26 protein-coding genes are annotated in these 26,310 nt (G+C 43.8%); 12 read left to right on the top strand and 14 right to left on the bottom strand.

Going from position 1 to position 26,310, the window contains the following annotated elements; all coding sequences use genetic code 11:
• The first annotated feature begins 26 nt into the window (after positions 1–26).
• Together OQY15_RS09230 and OQY15_RS09225 are read left to right on the top strand one after the other, a co-directional pair.
• The gene (locus OQY15_RS09230; protein WP_265790606.1) at positions 27–1,418 is read left to right on the top strand and encodes an Hsp70 family protein; all 1,392 of its coding nucleotides are present in this window, start codon (positions 27–29) and stop codon (positions 1,416–1,418) included.
• A 121-nt stretch (positions 1,419–1,539) separates the two neighbouring features.
• Positions 1,540–2,418 (top strand): zinc dependent phospholipase C family protein, encoded by an 879-nt coding sequence (locus OQY15_RS09225; RefSeq protein WP_265790604.1) that lies wholly within the window; start codon positions 1,540–1,542, stop codon positions 2,416–2,418.
• Here the strand turns inward: OQY15_RS09225 and OQY15_RS09220 are convergent.
• The 6 genes from OQY15_RS09220 to OQY15_RS09195 all read right to left on the bottom strand — a co-directional run bounded on the left by OQY15_RS09220 (position 2,411) and on the right by OQY15_RS09195 (position 8,204).
• Positions 2,411–3,064: a VTT domain-containing protein gene (locus tag OQY15_RS09220; RefSeq protein ID WP_265790602.1), complete on the bottom strand. Its 654-nt coding sequence runs from the start codon at positions 3,062–3,064 to the stop codon at positions 2,411–2,413. The genes OQY15_RS09225 and OQY15_RS09220 overlap by 8 nt on opposite strands.
• An 87-nt stretch (positions 3,065–3,151) precedes the next feature.
• The gene (gene dnaN, locus OQY15_RS09215; RefSeq protein ID WP_265790600.1) at positions 3,152–4,276 is read right to left on the bottom strand and encodes a DNA polymerase III subunit beta; all 1,125 of its coding nucleotides are present in this window, start codon (positions 4,274–4,276) and stop codon (positions 3,152–3,154) included.
• 35 nt (positions 4,277–4,311) lie between these two features.
• Positions 4,312–5,967, bottom strand: a complete 1,656-nt coding sequence (gldG, locus tag OQY15_RS09210; RefSeq protein ID WP_265790598.1) for a gliding motility-associated ABC transporter substrate-binding protein GldG — start codon at positions 5,965–5,967, stop codon at positions 4,312–4,314.
• A 23-nt stretch (positions 5,968–5,990) separates the two neighbouring features.
• The gene (gene gldF / locus OQY15_RS09205; RefSeq protein WP_265790596.1) at positions 5,991–6,719 is read right to left on the bottom strand and encodes a gliding motility-associated ABC transporter permease subunit GldF; all 729 of its coding nucleotides are present in this window, start codon (positions 6,717–6,719) and stop codon (positions 5,991–5,993) included.
• A 111-nt stretch (positions 6,720–6,830) separates the two neighbouring features.
• Complete coding sequence (locus OQY15_RS09200) at positions 6,831–7,403, bottom strand: outer membrane beta-barrel protein (RefSeq protein ID WP_265790594.1); 573 nt, start codon at positions 7,401–7,403, stop codon at positions 6,831–6,833.
• A gap of 93 nt (positions 7,404–7,496) precedes the next feature.
• Positions 7,497–8,204 (bottom strand): ATP-binding cassette domain-containing protein, encoded by a 708-nt coding sequence (locus OQY15_RS09195; protein ID WP_265790592.1) that lies wholly within the window; start codon positions 8,202–8,204, stop codon positions 7,497–7,499.
• Positions 8,205–8,339: 135 nt separating this feature from the next.
• Here OQY15_RS09195 and OQY15_RS09190 point away from each other — a divergent pair, with 135 nt between their 5' ends.
• The 6 genes from OQY15_RS09190 to OQY15_RS09165 all read left to right on the top strand — a co-directional run bounded on the left by OQY15_RS09190 (position 8,340) and on the right by OQY15_RS09165 (position 14,333).
• Entirely contained in the window at positions 8,340–9,827 is a 1,488-nt protein-coding gene (locus OQY15_RS09190) for a glycine--tRNA ligase (protein ID WP_265790590.1), read from the top strand.
• Positions 9,828–9,947: 120 nt separating this feature from the next.
• Complete coding sequence (locus OQY15_RS09185) at positions 9,948–10,637, top strand: CAP domain-containing protein (protein ID WP_265790587.1); 690 nt, start codon at positions 9,948–9,950, stop codon at positions 10,635–10,637.
• Between the two features lie 69 nt (positions 10,638–10,706).
• Complete coding sequence (locus OQY15_RS09180) at positions 10,707–11,186, top strand: GtrA family protein (protein ID WP_265790585.1); 480 nt, start codon at positions 10,707–10,709, stop codon at positions 11,184–11,186.
• A gap of 85 nt (positions 11,187–11,271) precedes the next feature.
• Positions 11,272–13,056: an aromatic amino acid hydroxylase gene (locus OQY15_RS09175; RefSeq protein ID WP_265790583.1), complete on the top strand. Its 1,785-nt coding sequence runs from the start codon at positions 11,272–11,274 to the stop codon at positions 13,054–13,056.
• A 1-nt stretch (position 13,057) separates the two neighbouring features.
• A complete protein-coding gene (locus OQY15_RS09170; protein ID WP_265790581.1) occupies positions 13,058–13,759 on the top strand; it encodes an SDR family oxidoreductase in 702 nt (233 codons plus the stop codon).
• A gap of 58 nt (positions 13,760–13,817) precedes the next feature.
• Entirely contained in the window at positions 13,818–14,333 is a 516-nt protein-coding gene (locus tag OQY15_RS09165; RefSeq protein WP_265790579.1) for a C40 family peptidase, read from the top strand.
• Here the strand turns inward: OQY15_RS09165 and OQY15_RS09160 are convergent.
• Positions 14,330–15,223: a flavin reductase family protein gene (locus tag OQY15_RS09160; protein WP_265790577.1), complete on the bottom strand. Its 894-nt coding sequence runs from the start codon at positions 15,221–15,223 to the stop codon at positions 14,330–14,332. The two genes, OQY15_RS09165 and OQY15_RS09160, sit on opposite strands and share 4 nt — an antisense overlap.
• A complete protein-coding gene (locus OQY15_RS09155; protein WP_265790575.1) occupies positions 15,223–16,218 on the bottom strand; it encodes a fumarylacetoacetate hydrolase family protein in 996 nt (331 codons plus the stop codon). The genes OQY15_RS09160 and OQY15_RS09155 overlap by 1 nt, the downstream gene beginning before the upstream one ends.
• A gap of 337 nt (positions 16,219–16,555) precedes the next feature.
• Here OQY15_RS09155 and OQY15_RS09150 point away from each other — a divergent pair, with 337 nt between their 5' ends.
• The 3 genes from OQY15_RS09150 (at position 16,556) to OQY15_RS09140 (ending at position 19,910) form a co-directional block, all read left to right on the top strand.
• Complete coding sequence (locus OQY15_RS09150; protein ID WP_265790573.1) at positions 16,556–17,722, top strand: homogentisate 1,2-dioxygenase; 1,167 nt, start codon at positions 16,556–16,558, stop codon at positions 17,720–17,722.
• A gap of 37 nt (positions 17,723–17,759) precedes the next feature.
• Positions 17,760–18,887, top strand: coding sequence for a 4-hydroxyphenylpyruvate dioxygenase (gene hppD / locus OQY15_RS09145; protein WP_265790571.1), 1,128 nt, complete (start codon positions 17,760–17,762; stop codon positions 18,885–18,887).
• Between the two features lie 102 nt (positions 18,888–18,989).
• Positions 18,990–19,910, top strand: coding sequence for a YihY/virulence factor BrkB family protein (locus OQY15_RS09140; protein ID WP_265790568.1), 921 nt, complete (start codon positions 18,990–18,992; stop codon positions 19,908–19,910).
• Here OQY15_RS09140 and OQY15_RS09135 read toward each other — a convergent pair.
• Both OQY15_RS09135 and OQY15_RS09130 read right to left on the bottom strand, forming a co-directional pair.
• Positions 19,907–20,185 (bottom strand): hypothetical protein, encoded by a 279-nt coding sequence (locus tag OQY15_RS09135; RefSeq protein ID WP_265790563.1) that lies wholly within the window; start codon positions 20,183–20,185, stop codon positions 19,907–19,909. The two genes, OQY15_RS09140 and OQY15_RS09135, sit on opposite strands and share 4 nt — an antisense overlap.
• A 108-nt stretch (positions 20,186–20,293) precedes the next feature.
• Entirely contained in the window at positions 20,294–20,881 is a 588-nt protein-coding gene (locus OQY15_RS09130) for a porin family protein (protein WP_265790561.1), read from the bottom strand.
• Between the two features lie 64 nt (positions 20,882–20,945).
• On the opposite strand from OQY15_RS09130, the gene OQY15_RS09125 reads away from it, so the two are divergent.
• Positions 20,946–22,751, top strand: a complete 1,806-nt coding sequence (locus OQY15_RS09125) for a histidine kinase N-terminal 7TM domain-containing protein (protein WP_265790559.1) — start codon at positions 20,946–20,948, stop codon at positions 22,749–22,751.
• Between the two features lie 8 nt (positions 22,752–22,759).
• Here the strand turns inward: OQY15_RS09125 and OQY15_RS09120 are convergent, their stop codons facing one another.
• From OQY15_RS09120 to OQY15_RS09105, 4 genes are all read right to left on the bottom strand, one after another.
• The gene (locus OQY15_RS09120; protein ID WP_265790557.1) at positions 22,760–23,062 is read right to left on the bottom strand and encodes a hypothetical protein; all 303 of its coding nucleotides are present in this window, start codon (positions 23,060–23,062) and stop codon (positions 22,760–22,762) included.
• A gap of 94 nt (positions 23,063–23,156) precedes the next feature.
• Entirely contained in the window at positions 23,157–23,744 is a 588-nt protein-coding gene (locus tag OQY15_RS09115; RefSeq protein ID WP_265790554.1) for a riboflavin synthase, read from the bottom strand.
• 6 nt (positions 23,745–23,750) lie between these two features.
• Positions 23,751–25,241, bottom strand: a complete 1,491-nt coding sequence (accC, locus tag OQY15_RS09110; protein ID WP_265790552.1) for an acetyl-CoA carboxylase biotin carboxylase subunit — start codon at positions 25,239–25,241, stop codon at positions 23,751–23,753.
• Entirely contained in the window at positions 25,241–26,281 is a 1,041-nt protein-coding gene (locus OQY15_RS09105; RefSeq protein ID WP_265790550.1) for a GntG family PLP-dependent aldolase, read from the bottom strand. The genes accC and OQY15_RS09105 overlap by 1 nt, the downstream gene beginning before the upstream one ends.
• Positions 26,282–26,310: the final 29 nt, after the last annotated feature.

Here is a 26,310-nt window from a genome sequence, read left to right as displayed (position 1 = left end):
CTTCAAAACATTCCTAGATTTGCCTTATGGCAAAAATATCCATTAACCTGGCAACGGGTACATTACAGAAAGCAGAGATCATTGTAGGCATTGATTTGGGAGCAAGCAACAGCCTGATCGCCTTTATAGATCCTGATCGAAACCCAAAAGTGATCAATGATACCGGCAAAGGTCATTTGATGCCCTCAATTGTACATTTCGATGCTGCCGGTGTACCTCTGATAGGAAATGAGGCCAGAGCATTACTGATTACTGATGCCGCCAATACCGTTTTGTCTCAGAAAGCCCTGCTTGGACGCCCTGAGAATGAGCTTCCTCAAAACCAGGTATACAAACCGCTGCAGGTGACAACAGAAATCCTGAAAGAACTAAAAAAACGTGCTGAGCATGCCTTGAAAACCCCGGTTAACAAAGCAGTGGTTACCGTTCCTTCATACTTTACTGACAGTCAGCGTATGGCTACCAGAAATGCAGGCCGTCTGGCGGGTTTAGATGTGATCAAGATTGTAAATGAAACTACTGCTGCCAGTTTAACCTATGGTATTGGCTTAGATCCTATGGACCAAAAGACTATTGCTGTCTACGATCTTGGCGGGGGATCATTCACAGTCTCTGTAATGCGCATCCACAACGGCATATTTGAGGTGTTGTCCACCAAAGGAAACAGTTTCCCCGGCGGGGATGATTTTGACCGCACGATCCTCAACTATTGGATTGATAAAAATAACCTGGATGCCGCATCAACAGCAGCCACTCCAAGTCTGATGCAGCAGCTGCGCCTGAAAGCAGAAGAAGCCAAGATCGCACTGAGCACCCAAAATATCTATAACGAAAAGCTTGGAGAAATCTGGTGTACACTTGACAGGCAGACTTTTGAACAGCTGATTGCCGCTATGGTAACTGACACCATCAACCTTTGTAAACAGGCAATTGCCGATGCAAAACTGACAACAGCAGCTATTGACGACGTACTGCTGGTAGGAGGTTCTACCCGTACGCCATATGTGAAAGCACAGGTGACTGAGCTTTTTGGGAAACAGCCAAATGAGCAGATCAACCCTGATGAGATTGTTGCTCTTGGTGCAGCCATACAAGCCGACATCATGGATGGAAACCGTTCTTTCATCAGCTTGCCGGATGAAGATATGTATAAGGAGCCTGCCCCATCATCAGCGGCGGCACAAAGGATGCTTGATCAGGCAAGGGCTGAAGGCGAGCAGCTGGCCTATCTTGCCGGACAGTTTATCGAAAGGCACAGATTTGTGCTGACCTCAATGGATATTTCCGGAACGAGGGAAATTCTGGACAAACTGCGTGCGGCGCTTAGCCAGGATGATACAGACATGATCCGCAGCCTTACTACGGAACTAAATGAGTTTACACGCCCTTTCGCATCGCGTTTGCTGAAACCATCCTGATCTTTCAGATCACATAATGATTGACTACAAGATCATGATAGCTTCATGACCGCTAAAAAAAATTAAATTCACATGAAAATTTAATTACCAGCATATCAGCTTTTGACATTACATTCCGGGGATGAAAAAATACTTCATCTCCGGAATGCTCCTTACCACTCTCCTGCTCACCTGTTCCTGGGGCTTCTTCGCTCATATGCGGATCAATGAACTCGCCGTATTTATCCTGCCGACAGGGATGAACAGGTTCTTTAAAAACAATATCTCCTATATCAGCAGCCATGCCACCGACCCTGATAAGAGGCGTTATGCCGATACAGCTGAAGCAGCCCGGCACTATCTGGATGTCGAAGTATATGAAAGAGTTATCGATAGTATTCCCCGCAAATGGGATGATGCCCTAAAGAGATACGGAGATACTCGACTGCAGAAAAATGGGATTCTTCCCTGGCAGATTCAGCGCAGCTACTACCAGCTCGTGAATGCTTTCAAAGACCGGGATTCTATGAGGATCCTGAGCAGATCCACCTACCTGGGGCATTACCTGGGCGATGCACACGTACCGTTGCATACTACAGAAAACCACAATGGACAGCTGACAAACCAGACAGGTATCCACGGTTTCTGGGAGAGCAGGCTCCCCGAACTATTTTCTGAACGATACAATTTTGTGGTAGGCAGGGCAGTCTATATCGAAGATCCGCTAAAGGAGGCATGGAAAATTATTCAGCATACCCACGGACTGGTAGACAGCACATTAAAACTCGAAGCTGAGCTGAACAATACCTTCCCCTCCTGGCGCAAATACAGCTACAGCAAAAGGAAGGGACAGCTGGGCAAACAGTATTCATTCGAGTACTCCAATACCTACCACCACAGGCTAAACCACATGGTAGAAAAACAGATGCGCGCAGCAGTCCTGGCTACCGGCTCCTACTGGTATTCTGCATGGGTTGACGCTGGCCAGCCAAACCTTGAAAACATGCCTCCTTCTAAGTAGTTTCCTTAGGCTTGAACATTGATTTCACTGCTGCAAAAACAATTGGTGCAAACGTCACGATGGCAATGAATGCAATTACCGCAGAAAAGTTATTTTTAATGAAAGGGATCTGCCCCATTAAGAAGCCCGCGAACAATAAGGTAGAGATCCATGCAATACCACCCAGGACATTGAAGTAGGTGAATTTTCCGAAAGGCATCCTGGCCACACCGGCAACAAATGGAGCTACAGTTCTGATAATAGGAAGGAAACGGCTGAAAATAATTGCCTTTCCACCATGTTTCTCAAAAAACATATGAGATTTGTTGTAGTATTCCAGTTTCAGGATTTTATTCTCCTCCTTGAAAACCTTAATGCCGAAGAACATGCCAAGACGGTAGTTCAGACTGTTACCCAAAATACCGGCAGCGGTAAGAAGGAAAAACATCAGCCAGATATCAAGGCCGGTTCCACCTTTTGCGATCAAAGCACCCACGGCGAATAACATCGAGTCTCCCGGTAAAAAAGGAGTCACCACAAATCCGGTTTCGGCAAAAATAATAAGGAATAAAATGAGGTAGGTCCAGGTTTGGTAACTACTTACGAGTTTTACTAATTCTACATCTGTGTGCAGAATAAATTGTATCAGCTGATTAATGATGTCCATAGGTAGGTATCTTGCTTATAAAAAAACGTCATTATGAAAGAATATCTGAATCCTGCATAATGACGCTCAAAGGTAGTATCTTTTTAATTAGTTATAGTTATTCAGCATCACCGGCATCACCAGCATCAGCACATCTTCATTGTCATCATTTGTCTGAGGGATAAGCAGTCCTGCACGGTTAGGTGTAGATAGCTCCAGGGTAACTTCCTCGCCACCGAGATTGCTCAGCATCTCGATCAGGAAACGTGCATTGAAGCCAATCTCCAGGTCTTCACCTTCATACTGGCAGCTCAAACGTTCGTGAGCTTCATTCGCGAAGTCCAGATCTTCAGAAGAGATATTAAGTTCACTTCCGTTGATTTTTAATCTTACCTGGTGAGTGGTTTTGTTAGCAAAAATAACCACACGGCGTAAAGTATTCAGGAACAAAGCCCTGTCAATAATTAATTTGTTAGGATTATTGGCAGGAATTACCGCTTCATAATCCGGGTAACGCTCATCAATCAGACGGCATACCAGGTTGATATTTTCAAATTTGAAAAAAGCACTTGTAGCATTATAATCTACAGAAACATTGATGTCTGTAGAAGGCAAGGCAGCTTTCAACAGTGTCAAAGCTTTTTTAGGAAGAATGAATGAAGCTGTTTTATCAGCTTTGCTGTCCATACGTCTGTATCTAACCAATTTATGGGCATCAGTAGCTACAAAAGTGATAAACTGGTCAGAAAGCTGGCAGAAAACACCTGTCATCGCCGGGCGTAGTTCATCACTGCTCACGGCAAAAATTGTCTTTGTGATGGCCTCAGTCAGTACAGATGCCGGAAGATTTACCGAAGAAGCATTTTCTACTGTAGGGATCTTTGGAAAATCATCTCCGTTTTCACCACTCAGTTTGTACTTTCCGTCACCTGCGCTGATCTCTATTGAAAATGAAGCATCATCAATATTGAAAGAAATCGGCTGATCAGGAAGTGTTTTTAAAGTATCTAACAAGATTCTCGCCGGTACAGCTACTTTTCCGCCTTCTTTAGACTCTACAGGCAATGACGTAGTCATGCTGGTCTGCAAATCTGTAGCAGAGATAGTCAGACTGCCATCTTTGATCTCGAAAAGAAAGTTTTCCAGTATCGGCAAAACAGTACTGCTGCTTGAAGCACCATTGACTGTTTGTAAATGTTTTAAAAGTGTTGATGTGGATACTATAAATCTCATAATTATGAACTTGTCAATTCTCAAAAATATAAAAATTACCTTGCATACTTATACTTGCGGTAATAATGTTGAAAAATCGCGAATGATATTAACAGCAATAAGGGCACAATCACATTGATCAGCTGCCATTTCAGCTTTTCACTGCGCAGAAGCTGTTTATCCAGTAACCTGACTCTGACCTCTTTATTGCGAAGATCAATCAAATTATCATCTGAAGACAGATAATCTGCGATATTTAAAAGCAATGCCTTATTTCCGAAATTTCTTTGTGTGTACCGGTCAAATCCAAGCGGAAATACTGATCCGTCACGGCCGCTAACCTGATTTTTAAAGATATCTCCATCACCGATGACGATCATTTTGGTGGGTTTGCTCAGCGCTCCGGCAGGGAAGTTTTCTGTAATCCCGGCGGGTGCCTGCCTGTTGAGAAACACCGAGGGAAAGGATCCCTCCAGCAATACCGCTGCCATTGCAGGAGGATGAAGGTACCGGCGCTGATCCGGGGCTTCAGCAACAATCTGCAGGGATAATACTTCGGGGGTATTGTGCTCAATGTGGTAGGGTGATGTATGTAGCAGTACAGTCTTGCGTACCCCTTTCACACCAATAGTATCTACAGTACTCAGGAACTCTGTACGGATCCCATCAATGTTTTTTACCAGACCCGGGGAGGCATCAGGGACGAGTACAGGATAGTATACCCATGGTGCCATCTGGATGTCGCGATGCTCTCCGCCGCCCATTGCCAGGGGGATCTCCGCAGCGTTTAAATCCGCCACCAGGTTGTAGTTTATTCTGGCCCCATACATAAAAAGCATGTCATCCAGGTTGAGCTTGTTGTTAAAGGCAAGCTGCTCCCCTTTCCCTTTCAGACTATCCAGATCCGCACTCACCTGGTCGATGCTCCAGACTATACGTCCGCCATTCATCACAAAGTAGTTGATCTTGTATTTTAACGCTTCAGAAAATTCTTTCTGAGGTTTGGTGATAAAGAGAACTTTCAATTTGTCCAGTCCCTCCTTACTGATTACATTCAGGTCTACCCTTCCCACCTCATAGCTGTCGGAAAGTGATCTCATCGCGTCACTGATAAAAGGGTCTGCCGGCTCACCATTGCCTTCAGTAAATCCTATACGCGGGTTTTCACCAGTACTGACTTTTTTAATCGCCGAACTGAACACATATTCCAGATTCTGGATTGAGTTGTTGATATTTTGTTCGTAGTTACCAGCAGCATCGAGGTTCTGTAATAGTTTTACCGGCAGCTGCCTGTCGCCAGCCTGTACAACAGCCATAGGGAAAACTGTCTTTTGGGTAAAGCCAGCCTCGTTTTTAATATTCAGATTGGTAGGCTCAATACCAATGCTGTATAGATTTTGCAAAACTGTATCCTGTGCCTGCTGGTCGAGCCCCTCCAGAGGATCAGTAAAAACAACCTTGATCTTTACTCCTGAACTGGCCTTGTAGTCGTCCAGCAAATCTGAAGTAGCGTTTTTAAGCCTTTTAAATGCAGCCGGCAGATTGCCATCCAAAAATACGGTAACGGTAATTTCTTTATCGGCTTTCGCCAGAATAGCCATCGACTTTGGATGTAGTGTAAACCGCTTTTCACGTGTGAAATCAAAGCGCGTATAAAAATAGGAAGATCCAATATTTGCAATGATGAGAACGATGATAAAAAGCAATGGCATTAACCATTTATTTTTCTTGCCTGCTACCATTTTCTACCTCCGATCACAAGTTTGGTTGCTCCCAGAAACAATAACGTGAAGCTGATAAAATACACCAGATCGCGGGTATCCAGAACACCCCTGCTCATCGATTGAAAATGAGCGTTTACACTCAGCCATATAAATACATCTTCCAGCAGGCCTAGCGCAAAGATTTTACTCATGGCATCAAAGCCGCTATAAACAATAAAGGAGATAAAAACAGATACCGCAAAAGCAATCACCTGATTTTTGGTGACCGATGAAGAAAAGACACCGATAGCTGCAAAAGCTCCGCCCAGCAGCAGCAGCCCTATATAGGAACCTGCTACAGCCCCTCCGTCAATATTTCCTTTAGGCATGCCCAGCTGAACAATGGTATAATAATATAATAAGGTAGGCAGCAGCGCAAATAAGATGAGCAGCAGGCAGGCAAAGTATTTGGCCAGGATAATCTGCCAGTCGGTTAGCGGTCTGCTCGCCAGCAAAATATAAGTACCTTCTCTACGCTCTTCGGCAAATGAGCGCATGGTAATCGCAGGAATTAAAAACATGAACAGAAATGGCGTCAGATTGAAAAACCCGTTCAGTTCTGCATAACCGTACTCCAGAATTGATGTATCAGGGAAAAACCAGAGGAGCAAGCCGGATACCAACAGGAATACACCGATGGTAATGTAGGCCATCAGGGAATTTAACAAACTGAATATTTCGCGTTTAAATACTGCGTACATGAATGATGATAATGATGCCGAAGTTAGATGAATTATGCTACATATGCCAATTACGCATAAAAAAAAGGCAGCCCTTGTCAGGACTGCCTTTTATAATTTTTAGCTGATGGATTACAAACCGAAGTTATAAGCCAGCCTTAAGCCAACAAATCTTGATTTGAAATTGAAGTTGGTATTACCTGGTCCATCATAGTTGGTTGACCACTCTTCGTATCTTGCGCTAAGATCCAGAGATCCTTTGTCAGATACAGGGAACTCAATACCGATATGCGGTGTATAGGCAAAAGAAGTTTTTGAATTATCACCTGTACCAAAAGCAGCACCCAGCTCACCACCTACATAAAAGTTTTCTGCAAGGAAGTAGTTGATACCTGCTTTAACCGGAATTACATTTAAATCTGCATTTCTGATAGTAGTTCCACCTATTGTAGCGATATCCTCACCTCTAAAGGTCAGGTAGCCCGCAGATGCAGTGAAATTCAATTTCTCTATGATTGGTGTCTGGAATTGTAACGTTCCACCATATCCCAATTTATAAGCATCACCAAAGTCACCTGTTGGGAAAGCAAATTCAGCACCTATTCCAATTTTGGAGCCAGACATAGCCGGATCTTTAGTTTGTGCAGACACATTTGAGAATGCAAACATACCGGCGATAGCGGTTAGTAAAAATAACTTTTTCATAATTGTCTTTATTTAGTTAGCGGGACAAAATCCCGTTTATAGCTAAACAAAAAGGTTGCCAAACAAAATAGTTGTTAAACAAAACGCTATATTTCAGTGTGTTAAAGATCTGAATATTTCTTCTAAAGAGTCAGTTTTATGTTTGCTTTTGAGATCAGTTAACAGAGAATCTGCCACAATTTTCCCTTTATTGATGATCACAACCTGCTCACAAAGAGCTTCCACTTCCTGCATGATATGTGTGGAGAGAATCACCGTTTTGTCCCTGCCCAGATTTCTGATCAGTTCGCGGATATCAGTAAGCTGGTTGGGATCAAGCCCTGTAGTAGGTTCATCAAGGATCAGGATCTGCGGGTCGTGGATCATTGCCTGGGCCAGCCCAACACGTTGTTTATAGCCTTTGCTGAGCATAGAGATTTTCTTATGCTGTTCATCACCCAGACCTACCCTTTCAATAACCTCCCTGACTTTAAGTTTTGGTTGATGCAGCTGATAGGTATCTGCTACGAAGGCCAGAAATTCCCTGACATACATATCCGTATATAAAGGTGTATTCTCTGGCAGGTATCCCAGAATGCGCCGCATCCCCAGGCTTTCACGCTGTGTATCAAAGCCACCCAGGGTTGCTGTTCCTGACGTTGGCTGCAAATACCCCGTCAGCATCCGCATGGTGGTAGATTTACCTGCACCATTGGGACCCAGAAAACCCAGAACTTTTCCCGGAACAGCTGTGAAACTGATCTGGTCTACTGCCTTTTGCTCTGCAAATGTTTTAGATAAACCTTCTACCTGTATACTCAATGCCTGAATTTTAAAATCTTTAATGATATGGAAAAAGCCCTTTTTAACAGCTCCACCGCTATCCCTTTCAAAAGTAATAATTAGTACTTACTTATTCGGTCAAAATTACCCTCAACTTTCTATCTTTGCAGTATTATGGCCAAAACGAATAACGACGAACAATTTAAAAATGTGATCTCTCACGCTAAAGAATACGGTTTTGTATTTCAAAGCAGTGAAATTTATGATGGATTAAGTGCCGTGTATGACTACGGTCAGATGGGTGCTGAACTGAAAAATAATATCAAAACATACTGGTGGAAATCAATGGTGCAGATGCACGAAAATATTGTAGGTATCGATTCCGCGATATTTATGCACCCTAAAGTATGGAAAGCCAGCGGACATGTAGACGGCTTCAGTGATCCGATGATCGATAATAAAGATTCAAAAAAACGTTACCGTGCCGACCAGTTACTAGAAGATAAAATTGCCCGTTATGAAAAAGACGGGAAAACAGATAAAGCAGCAAAACTTCAGGCCGATATGAATGAGGCGCTGAAAGCAGAGAACCTGCCGCAGCTAAAAGTACTGATCGAGGAGCATGAAATTGCATGCCCGGTGAGCGGTACAAAAAACTGGACAGATGTACGCCAGTTTAACCTGATGTTCAGCACCCAGTTTGGTGCCATGGCTGAAGGTGCCGAAGAAGTGTACCTGCGTCCGGAAACTGCACAGGGTATTTTTGTAAACTTCCTCAACGTACAAAAATCAGGAAGAATGAAAATTCCTTTTGGTATTGCCCAGATTGGTAAAGCCTTCAGAAATGAGGTGATTGCCCGTCAGTTCATCATGCGTATGCGCGAATTTGAACAAATGGAGATGCAATTTTTTGTTCGTCCGGGCGAAGAAATGAAATGGTACGCTTACTGGAAAGAAGCCAGGTTGAAATGGCATACTGCCCTGGGTACAGACCCTGCGAAATACAAATATCACGACCATGCCAAGCTGGCTCATTATGCCAATGCAGCAGTGGATATTGAGTTCGAATTCCCATTCGGATTCAAAGAAGTAGAAGGTATTCACAGCCGTACAGACTTCGATTTGAGTCAGCATCAGGAGTATTCCGGTAAAAAAATGCAGTACTTTGACAACGAGCTGAATGCAGAAGGCAAACCTTATGGAAACTACATTCCATATGTGATTGAAACTTCAATCGGTTTAGACCGCATGTTCCTGCTGACGATGATCAATGCTTTTGAGCAGCAGGACCTTACTGAAGGTGATAAAGTTGACAGCCGTACCGTGCTTCATTTACACCCATGCCTTGCACCAATTAAAGCTGCCATCCTGCCTTTGACAAAAAAGGACGGTTTGCCGGAAAAAGCACAGGCGATCATGAACAATCTGATGCTGGATTACAACGTCGTTTACGAAGAAAAAGATTCGATTGGAAAACGCTACCGCAGACAGGATGCCATAGGTACGCCTTTCTGTATCACAATTGATCACCAGACTCTTGAAGATGACACCGTTACCATCCGCCACCGCGACAGTATGGAGCAGCAGCGCATCGAAATTAAAGATCTGAATGAGCTGATCGAAAGCAGGGTAAGCTGGAAAAACCTCCTGAGAAAATCTTAAACTCTTTACAATATAAAACCTGTCTCCCGGCAGGTTTTTTTATTTAAACCATTTGCAATAGCATTGGTCTCATTATTGTTACTGTGGCATCAACACATAAACCCGGTATCAACACGACAAATGAAACTCAATCCGATTCTTTTCTTTCTTTTACTGATTTGTTCTTTTACACTAAAGGCCCAATCCAACAGCAATATGTGGAGCCAGGAAGAACTTGACAATGCCAACACCGCCAGAAACGCAGATTATCTCAACGAAGAAGAAAAACAAATTGTATTTTACATGAACCTTGCCCGCACAGACGGCAGGAAGTTCTTTGAGACCTATTTTCAGGATTTTGTCAATGCTTATAATGTAGACATGCAACGCTACAGCAATTATGATGAGCTGAGGGTAAATCGTAAAGACAGATACTACAGGGGACTTAAAGAGGATCTGGAAATCATCAGGGACCTGCCCCTGTTCAGTCCCGATGAAACGCTGACATGGGTGGCGCAGCAACATGCCAAAGACCTCAGCAAAAATAATAAAGCCGGCCATAAGTCTTCGGATGGCAGAACTGTTCAGGACAGGATTGGTAAATACTATCCTCGGAGATCCATGGGAGAAAACCTCGCATTCGGTTTCTCCAAAGGTCTGGCCAATGTATGTATGTTACTGCTCGATAAGAATGTTCCTGATCTGGGCCACCGTAAGACGATCTTAGGAACAGCCTACCAACTGAGACTAGTGGGTGTAAATATCAGGAACCATACAGGTTACAAATACTGTGCAGTGATCGATTTTATCTCTGCCCCCCCGGCACGCTAACTATACATAATTTCGGGAAATGATATGCAATCCCTAAATTGCGCCGCTTATCGAGTACCAAATTTAAATATGCGCAAAGCCCTTCTCAGATTTATTGACTTCTTTTATCCACCATTTTCACGCTGGCTGTCTTTGCATACTTTCAGGTACATCGTTTCCGGTGGCACGAATACCGCAATAGGCATTATTTTATATTTCCTGATTTACAATTATGTACTGCATCAGCAGGATGTAAACCTGAGCTTTCGGCCCTATCTGATTACTGCGCCCGTAGCAACGCTGATTATTGAGGCCCCGCTGACGTTTATTGTTGGCTTTACACTCAATAAATATCTGGTATTTACCACGTCGGAACTCAAGGGAAGAATACAGATGTTCCGCTACGCCATCGTAGTGAGCACCAATCTGATGCTAAATTTTGCGATGATCAAGATCATGGTACAGAGTTTCAACTTCTACCCTTCAGTAGCAAAATTTGTTACTACCATCATTTTAGCTGTAGCCAGTTATTTTATCCAGACGCACTTCTCTTTCAAGGTGAAAAAATAAATCAGCCAAAAGTAAAAGGATGGCCGGTCTCTTGATTAATCCTTCATACAGGTTTAACTTTAGACCCATCAAATATAAAAGGGTTATGAGCGATTTTAATGACTTTAACAATCCGCAGGTAGCAAAACTGCCGCGGCATTTAAGGCAGTTTATTGTAGATCAGAACTACGATAAATATACCCCGGTAGACCAGGCCGTATGGCGTTATGTGATGCGTCAGAATTACAGTTACCTCAAGGATGTAGCCTACTATCCATATATTAAAGGATTACAGCGTGCCGGACTAAGCATTGAATATATTCCGGATCTGCAAACCATGAACGACAATCTGGGTAAACTGGGATGGGGTGCAGTCACAGTAGATGGCTTTATTCCTCCTGCAGCATTTATGGAGTACCAGGCTTACCGCGTACTGGTTATCGCCGCAGACATCCGCCAGATCAATCATATTGAATATACCCCAGCCCCGGATATCATCCACGAGTCGGCCGGCCACGCCCCTATTATTGCAGATGCTGATTACAACAGTTACCTGAGTTATATCGGATCTATTGGCGCAAAAGCGATGTTCTCTGCCAAAGATTTTGAGTTGTACGAAGCAATCCGTGCCTTGTCTATTCTCAAAGAAGCTGTGGATGCGCCTGAATATGAAATCGCGAAAGCGGAACAAGTGCTGCAAGAAATTGCTGACAATATGGGTGAACCTTCAGAAATGGCTTTACTCAGCAGGTTGCATTGGTGGACGGTAGAATACGGACTGATCGGCAGTCTTTCCGACCCAAAGATCTATGGTGCAGGATTACTCTCTTCAATTGGTGAAAGTGCTTCATGTATGATGGATAGCGTAAAAAAGATCCCCTATACAATTGACACGCTCAATTACGCATATGATATCACTAAAACGCAGCCTCAGCTGTTTGTCACAGAGACTTTCCAAAACCTGATCGACGTGCTGGAGCAGTTTGCGGATACGATGTCATTCAGGAAAGGGGGATCAGAAAGCATCATCAAGGCGATGGAATCGCGTAATCCTGCTACAGCAGTCTACAGCTCAGGTTTACAGGTTACTGGTGTTTTTAACGACATGGGCATCGATATGCATGATGAACTGACCTTTGTTAAAACCACCGGCCCCTCTGCATTGGCTGTTGATCATAAACAGCTGGAAGGACATGGCAAATCTTATCATCAGGATGGATTTTCTTCGCCTGTTGGCAAACTAAAAGACATATCGCTGCCTTTGGAAAACTTTAGCAGGGCAGATCTGGAAAACATTCAGATAGCGGAAGGAAAAACTGGCATTCTTAACTTTGAAAGTGGGATCGTGGTTTCAGGACTTGTGAAAAACATTTTGCGCAGTGCTGATAAAATTGTGATGATTACCTTTGAGCAATGTACCGTGAAGGAAGGCAATGGAAACGTACTGTTTATGCCTGAATGGGGAACATATGATATGGCTGTTGGAGAAAAGATAGTATCAGTTTTCAATGGTGCCGCAGATAAGGAAGCTTATGAGGAAATCACGCATATCAGTGAAAAACAAACCACGAAGCTGAGTTATGATGCCACTACCACACGGTTACATGGCATTTACAGGTCGGTAAGAATGATCAGAGATGGAAAGGCCAGTCCTGAGGAAATCCCGGCTTTGTTCAGTCAGTTGAAAACAGACTTCAGAACAGACTGGCTATGTGCGCTGGAAATGTTAGAAATATTGCATTACACCGGTTCGTACCCCGAACTGGAAAAAGAAATCAGGATTTACCTGGAGATGAAAGCTTCCAATGAACCTGACCATAAAAAATTAATTAACGACGGACTGCATGTGATTGCCAATCCGGTTACCCAACTGATTACAGAAGAAGACTAAGATGAATATTGTATTAACAGGCGCCAGCAGTGGAATAGGTTTCGAAACCGCATTGGAATTTACTTTAAAAACGGAAAACAAGGTGGTTTGCATTGCCAGATCTGCCGATAAACTGCGGAAACTGCTGGAAATTGCACGCAGCATTAACCCCGATTGTACACTGCTGCCTGTTGAATTTGACATTGTACATGACGACTATGCAGCGCTGGTACCATTTCTTCAACAGCGTTTGGGCCATGTAGATATCCTGATCAACAATGCAGGAGCACTGGTCAACAAATCTTTCGCCGACACTACCGCAGAGGATATGCAGAATATGTTCCAGAGCAATGTCATAGGTCACTTCAATATGATCAAAAATGTACAGCCGCTGATGCAAGCCGGCGGCCATATTGTAAATATCAGTAGTATGGGAGGTTTCCAGGGTAGTGTAAAGTTTCCCGGTCTTGCGGCCTATTCTTCGAGTAAAGGAGCCCTGGCCACATTGACAGAATGCCTGGCCTATGAGCTTGCAGATACCGGAGTCAAAGTGAACTGCCTGGCACTGGGTTCTGCACAAACAGAAATGCTGGAGCAGGCCTTCCCTGGATATGAATCACCTGTGATGGCCTTTGAAATGGGCAAATATGTTGCTGATTTCGCTGCAACGGGCCATAAATTCTTTAACGGTAAGATTCTTCCCGTTGCCGTTACTACCCCATAATTTTTTATGGGGTATTTGTCCTAATGAATATTATTTTAATATCTTTAGGGCAAATAATATGAAAAAAGTCCTCATTTTATTCTTTTTCAGTCTGTTTTTCGCCACCTCCGGCGAAGCGCAGACGGTTCCTGCAAAGTACAGGGAACTGGTCGACAAGCTCAATTCACACTTTAGTACTGAAACACCGGCAAGCAAACTGATCAGCTTTGCAAAAACAATGATCGGTGTTCCTTACCGTTACGCCTGCAGTAACCCCTCGGTAGGTTTCGACTGCTCGGGATTTGTCAGCTATGTTTTTCACAATTTCGGTTTTGATGTTCCGCGCTCATCAACGGAATTTAATGTAGCCGGAAAACCAATCAAACTGGAGAATGCAAAAGTTGGGGATGTACTGGTATTCACGGGAACCAATCCACGCAGACGGGTTGTAGGCCACGTAGGCATTATTGCAGAGATAGAGTGTGATACGATACACTTTATCCATTCTACCTCGGGGAAGGCACATGGCGTAACGATCACTACCCTCAATGCCTATTACCGCAGCAGGCTGATGAAAGCCGTAAGTATTCTTTAACTTTCCAGCAGTACTACTTTTAAGGCACTGAGCACTTCACCTCTTTTGAGCATTTCTTTTGCCAGTTCATGTAATTCACGCTGACGGTTTACCGCATCACCAATCGTGGCATCCAGCACCTCTTTTACAGCTTCATCATTCCTGATCATATCGATTTCTTCTTCTGAAGGTATATGTTCGATATTTCCCAGCATGCCGAGGTCATTTCCGGTGAGCACATATGAATTTCTAACCTGCTTTGGCAGTGCATCCACCCCTATCCCCAGTGTAGTTAGGGGCTTCGCCACCTGAAACAGGTTATCCTGTGTGACACGGCAATACCAGTCACCCCCCAGCCGCGCCACCAGGTCGATCTTAGCCTGATCAATCTTGCCTTCGTTGTCCAGAATCTCTTCTTTGATATGGATCAGCTTTACTTCTGCCAGCACCAGATTACCTGCCCCGGGCTGCTCCCCAAGATGGATAACCTCCTTTACTATACACTCCATCTGCACCGGAGCCTCGGCAACCCGCGGTGGCCTTACCAACTGCGAAGCCTGCATGGTAAAACCGGCCTTCTCAAATTCGTTGATACCTTTTGCATATTCGGTACTCGCCAGGCTCATCTGCTGCACCATGGGATAATTGACGATATTAATAACACACTCCTTCACCTCCAGGATATTCTCCAGCGTATGTTTGGTCGTATTGTCCCGTACCCTTCTGGCAGGAGAAAATATACACATCGGTGGATTTGTACTAAACATATTGAAAAAACTGAAAGGACTCAGATTTACATTTCCCGCCTTATCCACAGTTGTCGCGAAGCAAATGGGCCTTGGTGCTACAGCATAATGCATATAGTTCTGAAGCTGGGCAGGAGTTAACTCGGAAACATTGAGGCTAAGCATTATTTTTTTAGTGCTAAGATAGAAAAATCTGTGTCAGCCTTGCGGATGGTATTGCTCAAACGGCCAAGACCTGTAATCTCCATCTCTACCACATCCCCATCCTGCAACCATTGAGGCTGATAATTGGGATCATTCAAAAGACCGGTACCATTGAGTTCCAGAAAGCATCCCGTTCCAACGGTTCCTGATCCGATTACATCACCAGGAAGGATATCCACACCATAAGCACAGCGTTCTATAATTTCCGCAAAGGTCCAGTCCATATCTGCCATATTCCCTGCCGATACCTGCTTGCCGTTCACTGTACAGGTCATCTTTAAGTTATAGGCATTACCGGTATGTCCCGGTTTGGCATCGGTACGAAATTCTTCAAGCTCATCAGGAGTAACCAGCCATGGACCAATTATAGTAGAAAAATCTTTACCCTTTGCAGGCCCCAGGTTGAGCAGCATTTCCTCCATCTGAAGTGTGCGTGCACTCATATCATTCATGATCATGTACCCGGCAATATAACTATCGGCTTCGGCAGCAGTGATATTCCTTCCCTTTTTCCCGATCACAATAGCTACCTCCAGTTCAAAATCCAGTTTCTGGAAATGATCCGGCATACATTCGATCTCCCCGGGCCCGCTGACAGCGTTGTGGTTGGTAAAGTAAAATATAGGATACTGGTCGAACTCGGCAATCATATCCACTTTCCTGTTTCTCCGTGCAGCAGCTACATGCTGGCGGAATGCATAACCGTCGCGGCATGACGCAGGATGTGGTACCGGCGCGATCACTTCATAGAAGGCCTCTTCTTTGGGTTCTATTTCAGCAGATTTAATTTTGGCATCAATTGCCAGTGCCCGTTCCATCAGCACTTCGGCATCCTTCAGAAATGCATTCATGTCATTTGGAATTTGCTTATCACAGGAATGGAGGTTATAGATATGACCATTGACGAAAACCCCCAGGTGCTCTCTGTCTTCTGTTATGTAAGATACTAGCTTCATATAGTTTATGTTTGGCAGCGGTTACGCTTGATATAGATCAAAGCTAGAGATTTTCAATGGAATATGATTTAAATCTACAACAATTAGAATCTAAGGATAATTTTGATTACTGCTGATTTAATTCTTAAATTAGCAAACGTATTATATGACAAATAGCAATATCAAATATCAGGAACGGATTTCCAGCCAGGTTTTGGCTTCCTTCAGATATGCTATGCTCTCTAAGCTCATTTTTGCCCAGTACTCCATTTAAGCTCTTCCCAGCAATTCAGTGTATTTAACGTTCTCACGTTTTTTATACGTTCCCATATTTTAACCAATATATATTCCTATAGTTATGCCCATTTATCATACTTTAGGTACCATTCCGCCTAAAAGGCATACTGTTTTCCGTAAACCAAACGGCGAGCTTTATGCAGAGGAACTGGTATCCACAGAAGGGTTTTCAAGTTTATACTCGCTTGTTTATCACTGTCATCCCCCAACAATCGTCAAGTCACTGGGCGAACCGTATTCGGTAGAGCCCAAAATCGCCAGGGAGAAACACCTGAAGCACACTTCGCTGATCGGTTTTAATATCGCGCCAGAAGATGATTACCTGCAAAGCAGGAAGCCTGTGCTGGTGAACAGCGACCTGCACATTTCGCTCGCCGCTCCGCGGAAATCCATGACGGATTACTTCTACAAAAACAGCCAGGCCGATGAGGTGATCTTCATCCATGAGGGTTCAGGACTGCTAAAAACCGGGTTTGGAAAGATCAGGTTCAGTTACGGTGATTATCTTGTAGTACCGCGCGGCACAATTTATCAGCTGCAGTTCGACGACGAGAAAAACCGTTTGTTTATCGTGGAGAGCTTTAGCCCCATCCGCAGCCCCAAACGCTACAGGAATGAGTACGGACAGCTGATGGAACATTCTCCTTATTGCGAACGCGACATCAGGAAACCCACAGAACTGGAGACCAATGATGAACTGGGAGATTTTAAAGTGCTCATCAAGAAACAAGGTCTCATCTATCCTTATACCTATGGTACACATCCCTTCGACTTTGTGGGCTGGGATGGCTTTCACTACCCCTGGGCTTTTTCCATACACGACTTTGAGCCGATCACAGGCCGTTTGCATCAGCCGCCTCCGGTGCACCAAACCTTTGAAGGACATAATTTCGTCATCTGCTCTTTTGTACCCCGCAAATACGACTACCACCCACTCTCCATTCCTGCTCCCTATAATCACAGTAATGTTGACAGTGATGAAGTTTTATATTATGTAGATGGTGATTTCATGAGCAGAAAGAGCGTGGTCAAGGGACAGATTACGCTGCATCCCGGCGGTATCCCCCACGGACCGCACCCGGGTACTGTAGAGAAATCCATAGGAAAGGAAAAAACTGAAGAACTGGCCGTAATGATCGATCCCTTTCGCCCGCTGATGCTTACAGAAGATGCTGTAAAAATTGAAGACGAAAGCTACCACAAGAGCTGGCAGATCAATATAGAATAACAAAAACTGATACTAACGAAAAATTAAATAAAAAATCATGCAAACTCAATTTGTAGAAAAAGAAACATTAACGCAGGATTTCCTTCCGCTCAACGGGACAGACCATGTGGAGCTGTATGTAGGAAATGCCAAACAATCAGCACACTTTTATAAAACGGCCTTTGGCTTTAACAGTGTGGCTTATGCTGGTCCTGAAACCGGCCTAAGGGACAGAGCTTCATACGTTCTGCAGCAGGGAAAGATCAGGTTGGTTTTAACTACCCCCCTGAAGTCTGAGGGCCCAATCATGGAGCACATCAAAAAACATGGTGACGGTGTAAAAATTCTGGCACTTTGGGTGGATGATGCCTACAAATCCTACGAAGAAACAATTAAAAGGGGGGCAAAATCCTATCAGGTACCTCAAACCCTGACTGATGAATTCGGAGAGATCCGCACTGCCGGGATTTATACCTACGGTGAGACAGTGCACCTATTTATTGAAAGAAAGAATTATACAGGTGCCTTTATGCCGGGATATGTAGCTATTGAAGGTGGTTATCAGCCTGAAAGTACCGGACTGCTGTACATTGATCACTGCGTAGGTAACGTGGGCTGGAACAGGATGAATGAAGCCGTAAAATGGTATGAAGATGTGATGGGCTTCAGAAACATCCTTTCATTTGATGACAAGCAGATCAATACCGAATACTCTGCCCTGATGAGCAAGGTAATGAGCAATAAGAACGGATATGTGAAATTTCCTATAAATGAACCTGCAGAGGGCAAAAAGAAGTCTCAGATCGAAGAATATCTGGAGTTTTATGAGGGTGAAGGCGTTCAGCATATCGCCGTAGCTACACATGACATCATCAGTACCGTAAGGGCAATGAAAGCCAGGGGAGTAGAATTTTTGAGTCCGCCACCACTTGCTTATTATGAAACTTTGCTGGAACGGGTGGGTAAAATTGATGAAGATATTGCACCGCTGCAGGAACTGGGGATTTTGGTAGACTACGATGAAGAAGGTTACCTGTTACAGATTTTCACAAAACCTGTGCAGGACCGCCCTACCCTGTTCTTCGAAATCATTCAGCGGAAAGGTGCACAGTCTTTCGGGGCAGGCAATTTCAAGGCGCTGTTTGAGTCGCTGGAGCGCGAACAGGAGTTACGCGGAAACCTGTAAATCAGAGAAAGAGAAAGCAGTGCCTCCGCTGCTTTCTCATTTCAATGTCAGCTGATTCAAAAAAAATCTGTAATTTCGGACATTAGCTGTAATCAAGGAGGCATGTCCCATAACATTATTCAACGAACCCGCTTATTTTCTGAACACCTCAGGTCAGCATTTAAACTGTTCCAGAAGAATGACCCGTTGAGACTGGCAGGTGCTACAGCATTTTTCACTAACTTCGCCTTACCACCTATATTATTGATTCTGATCAGGTTATTCGGTTTTTTTATGGACCGTAAAATACTGGTAACGAGGATTTTTGAACGTTTGTCCAGTATTCTTGATGAAAGCAGTACCACACAGATCAGGCAAACGCTTAGGAACATCCGGGGTATTGATCATCAATGGTATGCTACTCTGGTCAGTTTTGTGTTCTTCCTGTTTGTTGCAACTACACTCTTTAGTGTAATCAAAAATTCAATGGACCAGATCTGGTCGATCGGTATAAAAGAGCATTCAAGCTTTCTTTTTAAGTTAAAAATCAGGGCAAGGGCATTTATTATTATCCTGGTTGCAGGTTTACTATTTTTTGTAGGTCTGCTTACAGATAGTATCCAGGCGTTTATTGGCCCATATATCAACACTGCCGCACCTACGGCCGGAAAGGTGTTCCTGATCATCCTCAATCAGATACTGTTTATTATTATTGTGACTACCTGGTTCAGTGTGCTTTTTAAATTCCTTACTAACGGCAGGCCTACCTGGATCTCCTCTATCAGGGGCGGACTACTTACAGGGATTCTATTTACGCTGGGTAAGTATATTCTCCGTTTCGCTTTACCACTTAGTAATATTGGAAATATCTACGGAGCGTCAGGATCTATTGTACTGATTATGCTGTTCGTTTTTTACTCTTCTTTTATCTTTTACTTCGGCGCCTGCTTTGTGAAAGTGCTGAGTGATGCACAAGAGACTCCCATACGCCCCATTAAAGGAGCGTTTAATTATGAGATCAAAGAGGTGCTGAAAACAAACTAATTCAGTTCTTCGGTTGCGGTTTTTTCAAATCCGTGCATTTCAAATACTGCCAGTTTATTAAACAGATTGTAGTGTAAGGTTCCAAAGAAATTGATAATTCCGTCCTGGTTTTTTCCTTCGATACAGATACTTTCCTTTGATAGTTCCGGGTGTTTGAAAAACTGGTCAGCCAACAGTTCTTCATCTTTAATTTTGATATCAGCGATATCAATTGCGTATTGTTTCATCAACAATAAAAAGCTACTTCCGTTTAATAATAAGTCTTTGATATTCATAGCAGTTCAGGGTTTAGGTGGGGAACAAGAACGCTGCAAATTTGACGCCAAAAAAAGGGTAATCCTATGAGGATTACCCTTTTAATTTTGCTAATACGATATACCAGATTAAAAAACGCGCAATGCCAATCCGAGGGTAAATAAGTTCAGTCTACTGTCATCATAACCGGATTTCCCAATTTTGGACAATCCTGTCTCATATCGTAGATCCACCCCCAGTTTTCCGAAGTCAAATCCCGCCCCAAACTGCCATGCTACCGATTGATTTTTGAACTGTCCTCTGAACACGCTGCCAGCGGCATCACCAAATGACTGTTTGTCATCCAGGATAAAGGACACTACCGGTCCTGTATTTAAACGAAGTCCCACACCAGCTGCACCGATCTTGGTACCAACCAGTAAAGGCACATCCAGACTCGTCAATCTCACTTTGTTTTCCAGTCCGGCGTCGTTGGTTAATGTCGAGTTTTTTCCTGCCAGGTAAAGCTCCGGCTGAAAGTGTATGCCCGCAGCACCCAACCTTGCCCAGACCCCTGCGTAATAACCTGAACGGTTGTCACTTCCCAACGTATTATCCGTTGTCAGCTTGGAAAGGTTTGTACCCCCTTTTATACCAAACTGGAAACTTGGCAGTACCTGGCCAAATGCAATTACACTAAAGCAAATAAATAATGCCGATAGTATCAATTTTTTCATAATGTGTGTCTTTTATTTTTATTTTGTATTTTAGCTACTCACAATTTTACAGCCAAAAAAATAAATGGCTTTTGATTTTAACGTCTACGCACTCGCTTTAGTCTTTTTAGGAAGCATCACAATGCTGCTGTCTTTCTATATCCTGAGCAATGAATCCGGAGTAGCGCGCTGGGTAGGCTTACTGATCTTATCAAACTCCATATGGTCGATCGGCTATGGACTGGAACTGGCCAGTTCTGTCTTGCTGCAGATGAAACTGCTGGTCAACATTGAATACATTGGTATCGTTGCTCTTCCCTTCAACTGGTTTTTGTTTTGCCTGGTACTGGCAGGAAAGGAACAGTGGTTAAAGAAAAACAGTAATAAAGTGCTGATTACCATTGTGCCACTTTTCACCTTACTGATGTTGTGGACCAACAGTTATCATCACCTGTATTACAAAGAACTAAGTGTGGATCAAAGCGGCAGCTTCCCCATGCTCAAGATTACTCCCGGTATAGGATACTATCTATTTACCTTTTATTTTTATTCGCTGCTGGCGATAGGGAACTATCAGATCATCAAAAAATTCAGTAAATCTGATGCCGTATACCGCAAACAGAACAGGGCTGTTCTTGCCGGAGCAGTGATCCCATGGGTTGCAAATCTCTGCTATATGATTGGACTGCGCCCAATGGGGCATCTGGATATCACTCCCTTTGCCTTCATGATCGCCAATGCGATGATATTTATTGCTATCTACAGATTTGAATTATTTGATACCCTGCCCCTGGCCCGGGAGAAGGTTCTTGAACTGATGCGGGATGCATTCGTAGTGCTCGATCACGAAAACAGGGTTATAGACTATAATTCCGCATTTAAGAAATATATCCGGACGGGTCAGCATGGAGAGCTGATTGGCAAGACCTTAAACGATATCCTGCCCGACCAGCAGGAGCTGATCTTTTTCCTTGATAAACATGTGTCCGGAAAAACAGAAATACTGGTGCGCAGTGACGATGGTATCTTTGACCTCGAAGTGGATTTCACTTTTCTGAACGAAAATAAACTGAACAGGAATGCAACAATTATCAAATTCCAGGATCTGACAAATCTGAGGCAGCAGGCGCTTAAATCCCAGCAGCAGGCTGAAGAACTGCAGGTGCTGAATCAGCTGAAAGACCGTGTGTTTTCGATTATGGCGCATGACCTGAGAGGCCCGCTCCTGAACGTTACGGAGATCCTGAAAATGATGTCGGATGATATTATCAGTCCCGAAGAGTTTAAATTTCTTGCACCAAAACTTACCAAAGACATATCATACACTGCAGATCTTCTGGAAAACATCCTGCACTGGTCGAGAAGCCAGTTAAAAGGTTACAGCATCAATAAGGATTACTGTGACCTGAAAGCCCTGGTATCCGGCGAAATCAGTTACCATATGAAGGCTGCTGCTGATAAAGAGATCATCATCACACATTCCCTCGAGGGCGACCTGACGGCCTTCGCTGATCTGCTGATGATCCAGATGGTGGTAAGAAACCTGCTCAGCAACGCTATCAAGTTCTGCCACTCCAACTGTCATATCGATATTTCGGCATCCTGCCAGGATAACGACTATATTGACATCAGCATAAGCGATACCGGTGTAGGTATAGCAAAAGAAAATATCCAGAGAATCTTCAAGGGTGAAAATGTATCCAGCAGGGGTACAAAAAATGAGAAAGGTACAGGCATCGGCCTGATGGTATGCTGGGAATTTATGGAGAAAAACGATGGCCACATCACTATGGAAAGCGAACTGGGCAAGGGTACCAGGTTTGATCTTAAAATCCCCAGAGCCGATAAAAAAGAAAACCCCTCATTGAGGGGTTCCAATATTGCTGAGTAAGGTAATGCTTAGTTGTTACCTAAGGCCTCATTGATGGTCTGTTGTTCTTTCAGGGCATCCACATTATTTTTATTTCCAAAATTCTGCGTTTTATCTGCAAAGTAATCCAGGATTCCAACAATAGTATCCAGGTTATCTGCTACCCTTTGGTGCATATCCGGTAAATCTTTATCGAGTCTTTTATCACTCAGTTCAATATTATCCACCTCAATTTTTCCTATCTTCTGAATGATTGCTTGTTGTGAATGCTGTAAGTCTTCTAACTCCCTTACAATTTTCTCCATCAGTTCAAACTTCTTTAAAGTATCCATATTATTAAAATTTTAAGTTCGTATTTGTTTTATAACTACTAAATACTAACCAATTACCTTGCCAGTAATTGGAAAAACCTATCATTTATATGGATTAGGATGTTTGCAGCAGTCTGGCAACATATTTGCCAATGATATCAAATTCCAGATTTACGGTATCTCCCTTATTCACCTCCTGCAGGTTGGTATGTTCAAAAGTGTAGGGGATGATGAACACCGAAAATTCATCCTTCTCAGAGTTTACAACCGTAAGACTTATTCCGTTTACACAAATTGAACCTTTCTCTACGGTGACGTTACCCTTGCTGCTATCATACTTAAAACGGTACTCCCAGCTGCCATCCAATTCTTCACGCAGGACACAAACCGCTGTCTGGTCAACATGGCCCTGAACGATATGTCCGTCCAGCCTGCCGTTCATCTGCATACAGCGCTCCAGGTTTACTCTCATTCCTTTTGTCAGGTGCTGCAGATTGGTCTTTTCCAGAGTCTCCTGTATCGCAGTAACTGTATGAGTACTGTCTGTAAGTGCCACTACCGTTAAGCAAACGCCATTGTGTGCAACACTCTGATCAATTTTTAATTCGTTACTCAAGTTCGATTCAATGGTGTAATGAAGGTTTGTACCTTCTTCTATAACATCAACCACCTTTCCGAACGTTTCAATAATACCTGTAAACATAAATTTTTAATAATTAACCCGGTTTTTAAGCCAGTTGTTTGGTGTTCCTGTCTCTGGCAATCCTGTATTTATATTGTGCTTCTTTTTCAATTGCTGCAGGGCTACAATAGCAGCGATCAGCGCCTCGTCTTCTGCTCCGCTTTCCTGCCTGATCAGTTCAGGTTTGAAATATTTCGCCACAAAATGGGTATCGAAGTTACCTGAAGTGAATGCCTCGTGTTCCATCACAAATTTACCAAAGTTCAGAGTGGTTTGAATGCCAGTAATGTCATATTCTGAAATAGCCCTGATCAATCTCGCGATAGCTTCCTCCCTGTTGGCACCAAATGTGATCAGCTTTGCGATCATCGGATCATAGTATACCGGGATCTCCATGCCTTCTTCAAAGCCGTCATCAACTCTCACACCGTTCCCCTTGGGTGTACGATATGTTTTTAATGTTCCAATATCCGGCATAAAATTCTCCATAGGATCTTCTGCATACACCCTCAGCTCTATGGCGTGGCCATTTAGTTTAATATCATCCTGCGAAAATGACAGCGCCTCTCCCCGGGCAATTTTTATCTGTTCCTTTACCAGGTCAAGCCCCGTGATCAGCTCAGTTACCGGGTGCTCCACCTGCAAGCGGGTATTCATTTCAAGGAAAAAGAAATCCAGGTGCTCATCAAGGATAAATTCAACTGTCCCTGCACCTGTATAGTTTACAGACCTGGCCACATCAACCGCACATTTACCCATCTTTGCCCTAAGCTCCGGACTGAGTACACTCGATGGTGCTTCTTCAACTACTTTCTGATGTCTACGCTGAACAGAACACTCTCTTTCAAAAAGGTGCACAATATTTCCATGGCTATCACCAAGTACCTGAATCTCGATATGTCTGGGTGAGGAAACATAGCGCTCGATAAACACCGCGCCATCGCCAAATGCAGATTGTGCTTCACTCACAGCAAGCTGCATCTGCTCTTCAAAATCTGAGAGCTCATCAACGATACGCATCCCCTTTCCACCACCGCCTGCAGCGGCTTTAATCAGGATAGGAAAGCCCACTTCTGCGGCTCTTTTCTTGGCTTCGTCAATGTCAGTAACTGCTTCTTCAGTACCGGGCACCATCGGAATATCATATTGTAATGCTGCAGCTTTCGCCGAGAGCTTATTGCCCATGATGGCCATAGCTTCCGGACTCGGGCCAATCAAAATCAACCCGGCTTCAGCTACCATCCTTGCAAATGCAGGATTCTCCGACAAAAAACCGTAGCCCGGATGGATAGCTTCCGCACCGGTGAGTCGGCAGGCATCGATGATCTTCTCAGCCACAAGGTAGGACTGATTTGCCGCAGAAGGGCCTATAAATACCGCTTCATCTGCATAACGCACATGCAGTGCTTCTCTGTCGGCTTCAGAAAAAACGGCTACCGTAAGTATGCCCATCTCCCTTGCCGAACGCATGATGCGCAGGGCAATTTCGCCTCTGTTTGCAATTAAAATTTTATTCATTACATGATCCTGAGTGGTTTTAATTCCTTTATCGTCTCTATGGCAGCTGCCATCATCTCCTCTGTAATATTTAAGTGTGTGACAAACCTGATGGTATCAGGCCCTGTTGTTCCGCATAGTATGCCTTTATCATTCAAGCTGCCAAGCACTGCCGCAGTAGTAAATCCTTTGGCCAGCTTAAAGATGACGATATTTGTTTCTACAGGCATCACTTCTTCTACATATGCTACTGAATTCAGTGCCTCTGCCAGTAAAACTGCATGCTGATGATCTACAGCCAGACGTGTGACATGGTGATCAAGGGCAAAAATTCCCGCAGCGGCAAGAAAACCTGCCTGGCGCATGCCCCCACCAAAGGCCTTACGGATCTTTCTGGCTTTATTGATTGTTTCCTTTGAGCCCAGCAACACTGAACCTACCGGCGCTCCAAGTCCCTTCGAGAGGCATACTGAAATGCCATCAAAATATTGTCCGTAATCATACGCATTGTCACCGGTAGCTACAAGGGCATTGAATACTCTTGCACCATCCAGATGCAGTTTCAGTCCGTTCTCTTTACATAACTCATAAATGGGCGCAATCTGATCCAGGGTATAACATGCACCACCTCCTTTGTTTACGGTATTTTCAAGAACTACCAGACTTGAATTCGGATAATGAATATTGTCTTCATTGATTTCCGGCGCGATAAGTCCAGGACTCAGAATGCCTCTTGGCCCATTAAGCAAACGAACCGAGGCCATAGAATGATAAGCAATGCCCCCACCCTCATAACGGTAAACATGTGCGGTCTGATCACAAATCACTTCGTCCATAGGCTGGGTAAAACACTTGATAGCAATCTGATTGGTCATCGTTCCCGAAGGACAAAACAGGCCAGCCTCCATATTGAATATTCCTGCCAGTTTATGTTCCAGCTCCGCAACTGTTTCATCTTCTCCATAAACATCATCACCCACCCGGGCATTCATCATTGCCGCTAACATCCCCGGTGTTGGGACAGTCACTGTATCACTTCTAAAATCTGTTTTTATCTGCATTATATCTTCTGGTAAAGAATACAAATATT

The sequence above is a fragment of the Pedobacter sp. MC2016-15 genome (assembly GCF_026239695.1).
Taxonomy (GTDB): Bacteria; Bacteroidota; Bacteroidia; order Sphingobacteriales; family Sphingobacteriaceae; genus Pedobacter.
Note: the sequence above shows the minus strand (reverse complement) of the source record. Positions and strands in the feature narration are given on the sequence as shown.

Coding starts and splice junctions, on each gene's coding strand:
- OQY15_RS09230 (WP_265790606.1), top strand. CDS start 27: ATGGCAAAAATATCCATTAACCTGGCAACGGGTACATTACAGAAAGCA.
- OQY15_RS09225 (WP_265790604.1), top strand. CDS start 1,540: ATGAAAAAATACTTCATCTCCGGAATGCTCCTTACCACTCTCCTGCTC.
- OQY15_RS09220 (WP_265790602.1), bottom strand. CDS start 3,064: ATGGACATCATTAATCAGCTGATACAATTTATTCTGCACACAGATGTA.
- dnaN (WP_265790600.1), bottom strand. CDS start 4,276: ATGAGATTTATAGTATCCACATCAACACTTTTAAAACATTTACAAACA.
- gldG (WP_265790598.1), bottom strand. CDS start 5,967: ATGCCATTGCTTTTTATCATCGTTCTCATCATTGCAAATATTGGATCT.
- gldF (WP_265790596.1), bottom strand. CDS start 6,719: ATGTACGCAGTATTTAAACGCGAAATATTCAGTTTGTTAAATTCCCTG.
- OQY15_RS09200 (WP_265790594.1), bottom strand. CDS start 7,403: ATGAAAAAGTTATTTTTACTAACCGCTATCGCCGGTATGTTTGCATTC.
- OQY15_RS09190 (WP_265790590.1), top strand. CDS start 8,340: ATGGCCAAAACGAATAACGACGAACAATTTAAAAATGTGATCTCTCAC.
- OQY15_RS09185 (WP_265790587.1), top strand. CDS start 9,948: ATGAAACTCAATCCGATTCTTTTCTTTCTTTTACTGATTTGTTCTTTT.
- OQY15_RS09180 (WP_265790585.1), top strand. CDS start 10,707: ATGCGCAAAGCCCTTCTCAGATTTATTGACTTCTTTTATCCACCATTT.
- OQY15_RS09175 (WP_265790583.1), top strand. CDS start 11,272: ATGAGCGATTTTAATGACTTTAACAATCCGCAGGTAGCAAAACTGCCG.
- OQY15_RS09170 (WP_265790581.1), top strand. CDS start 13,058: ATGAATATTGTATTAACAGGCGCCAGCAGTGGAATAGGTTTCGAAACC.
- OQY15_RS09165 (WP_265790579.1), top strand. CDS start 13,818: ATGAAAAAAGTCCTCATTTTATTCTTTTTCAGTCTGTTTTTCGCCACC.
- OQY15_RS09160 (WP_265790577.1), bottom strand. CDS start 15,223: ATGCTTAGCCTCAATGTTTCCGAGTTAACTCCTGCCCAGCTTCAGAAC.
- OQY15_RS09155 (WP_265790575.1), bottom strand. CDS start 16,218: ATGAAGCTAGTATCTTACATAACAGAAGACAGAGAGCACCTGGGGGTT.
- OQY15_RS09150 (WP_265790573.1), top strand. CDS start 16,556: ATGCCCATTTATCATACTTTAGGTACCATTCCGCCTAAAAGGCATACT.
- hppD (WP_265790571.1), top strand. CDS start 17,760: ATGCAAACTCAATTTGTAGAAAAAGAAACATTAACGCAGGATTTCCTT.
- OQY15_RS09140 (WP_265790568.1), top strand. CDS start 18,990: ATGTCCCATAACATTATTCAACGAACCCGCTTATTTTCTGAACACCTC.
- OQY15_RS09135 (WP_265790563.1), bottom strand. CDS start 20,185: ATGAATATCAAAGACTTATTATTAAACGGAAGTAGCTTTTTATTGTTG.
- OQY15_RS09130 (WP_265790561.1), bottom strand. CDS start 20,881: ATGAAAAAATTGATACTATCGGCATTATTTATTTGCTTTAGTGTAATT.
- OQY15_RS09125 (WP_265790559.1), top strand. CDS start 20,946: ATGGCTTTTGATTTTAACGTCTACGCACTCGCTTTAGTCTTTTTAGGA.
- OQY15_RS09120 (WP_265790557.1), bottom strand. CDS start 23,062: ATGGATACTTTAAAGAAGTTTGAACTGATGGAGAAAATTGTAAGGGAG.
- OQY15_RS09115 (WP_265790554.1), bottom strand. CDS start 23,744: ATGTTTACAGGTATTATTGAAACGTTCGGAAAGGTGGTTGATGTTATA.
- accC (WP_265790552.1), bottom strand. CDS start 25,241: ATGAATAAAATTTTAATTGCAAACAGAGGCGAAATTGCCCTGCGCATC.
- OQY15_RS09105 (WP_265790550.1), bottom strand. CDS start 26,281: ATGCAGATAAAAACAGATTTTAGAAGTGATACAGTGACTGTCCCAACA.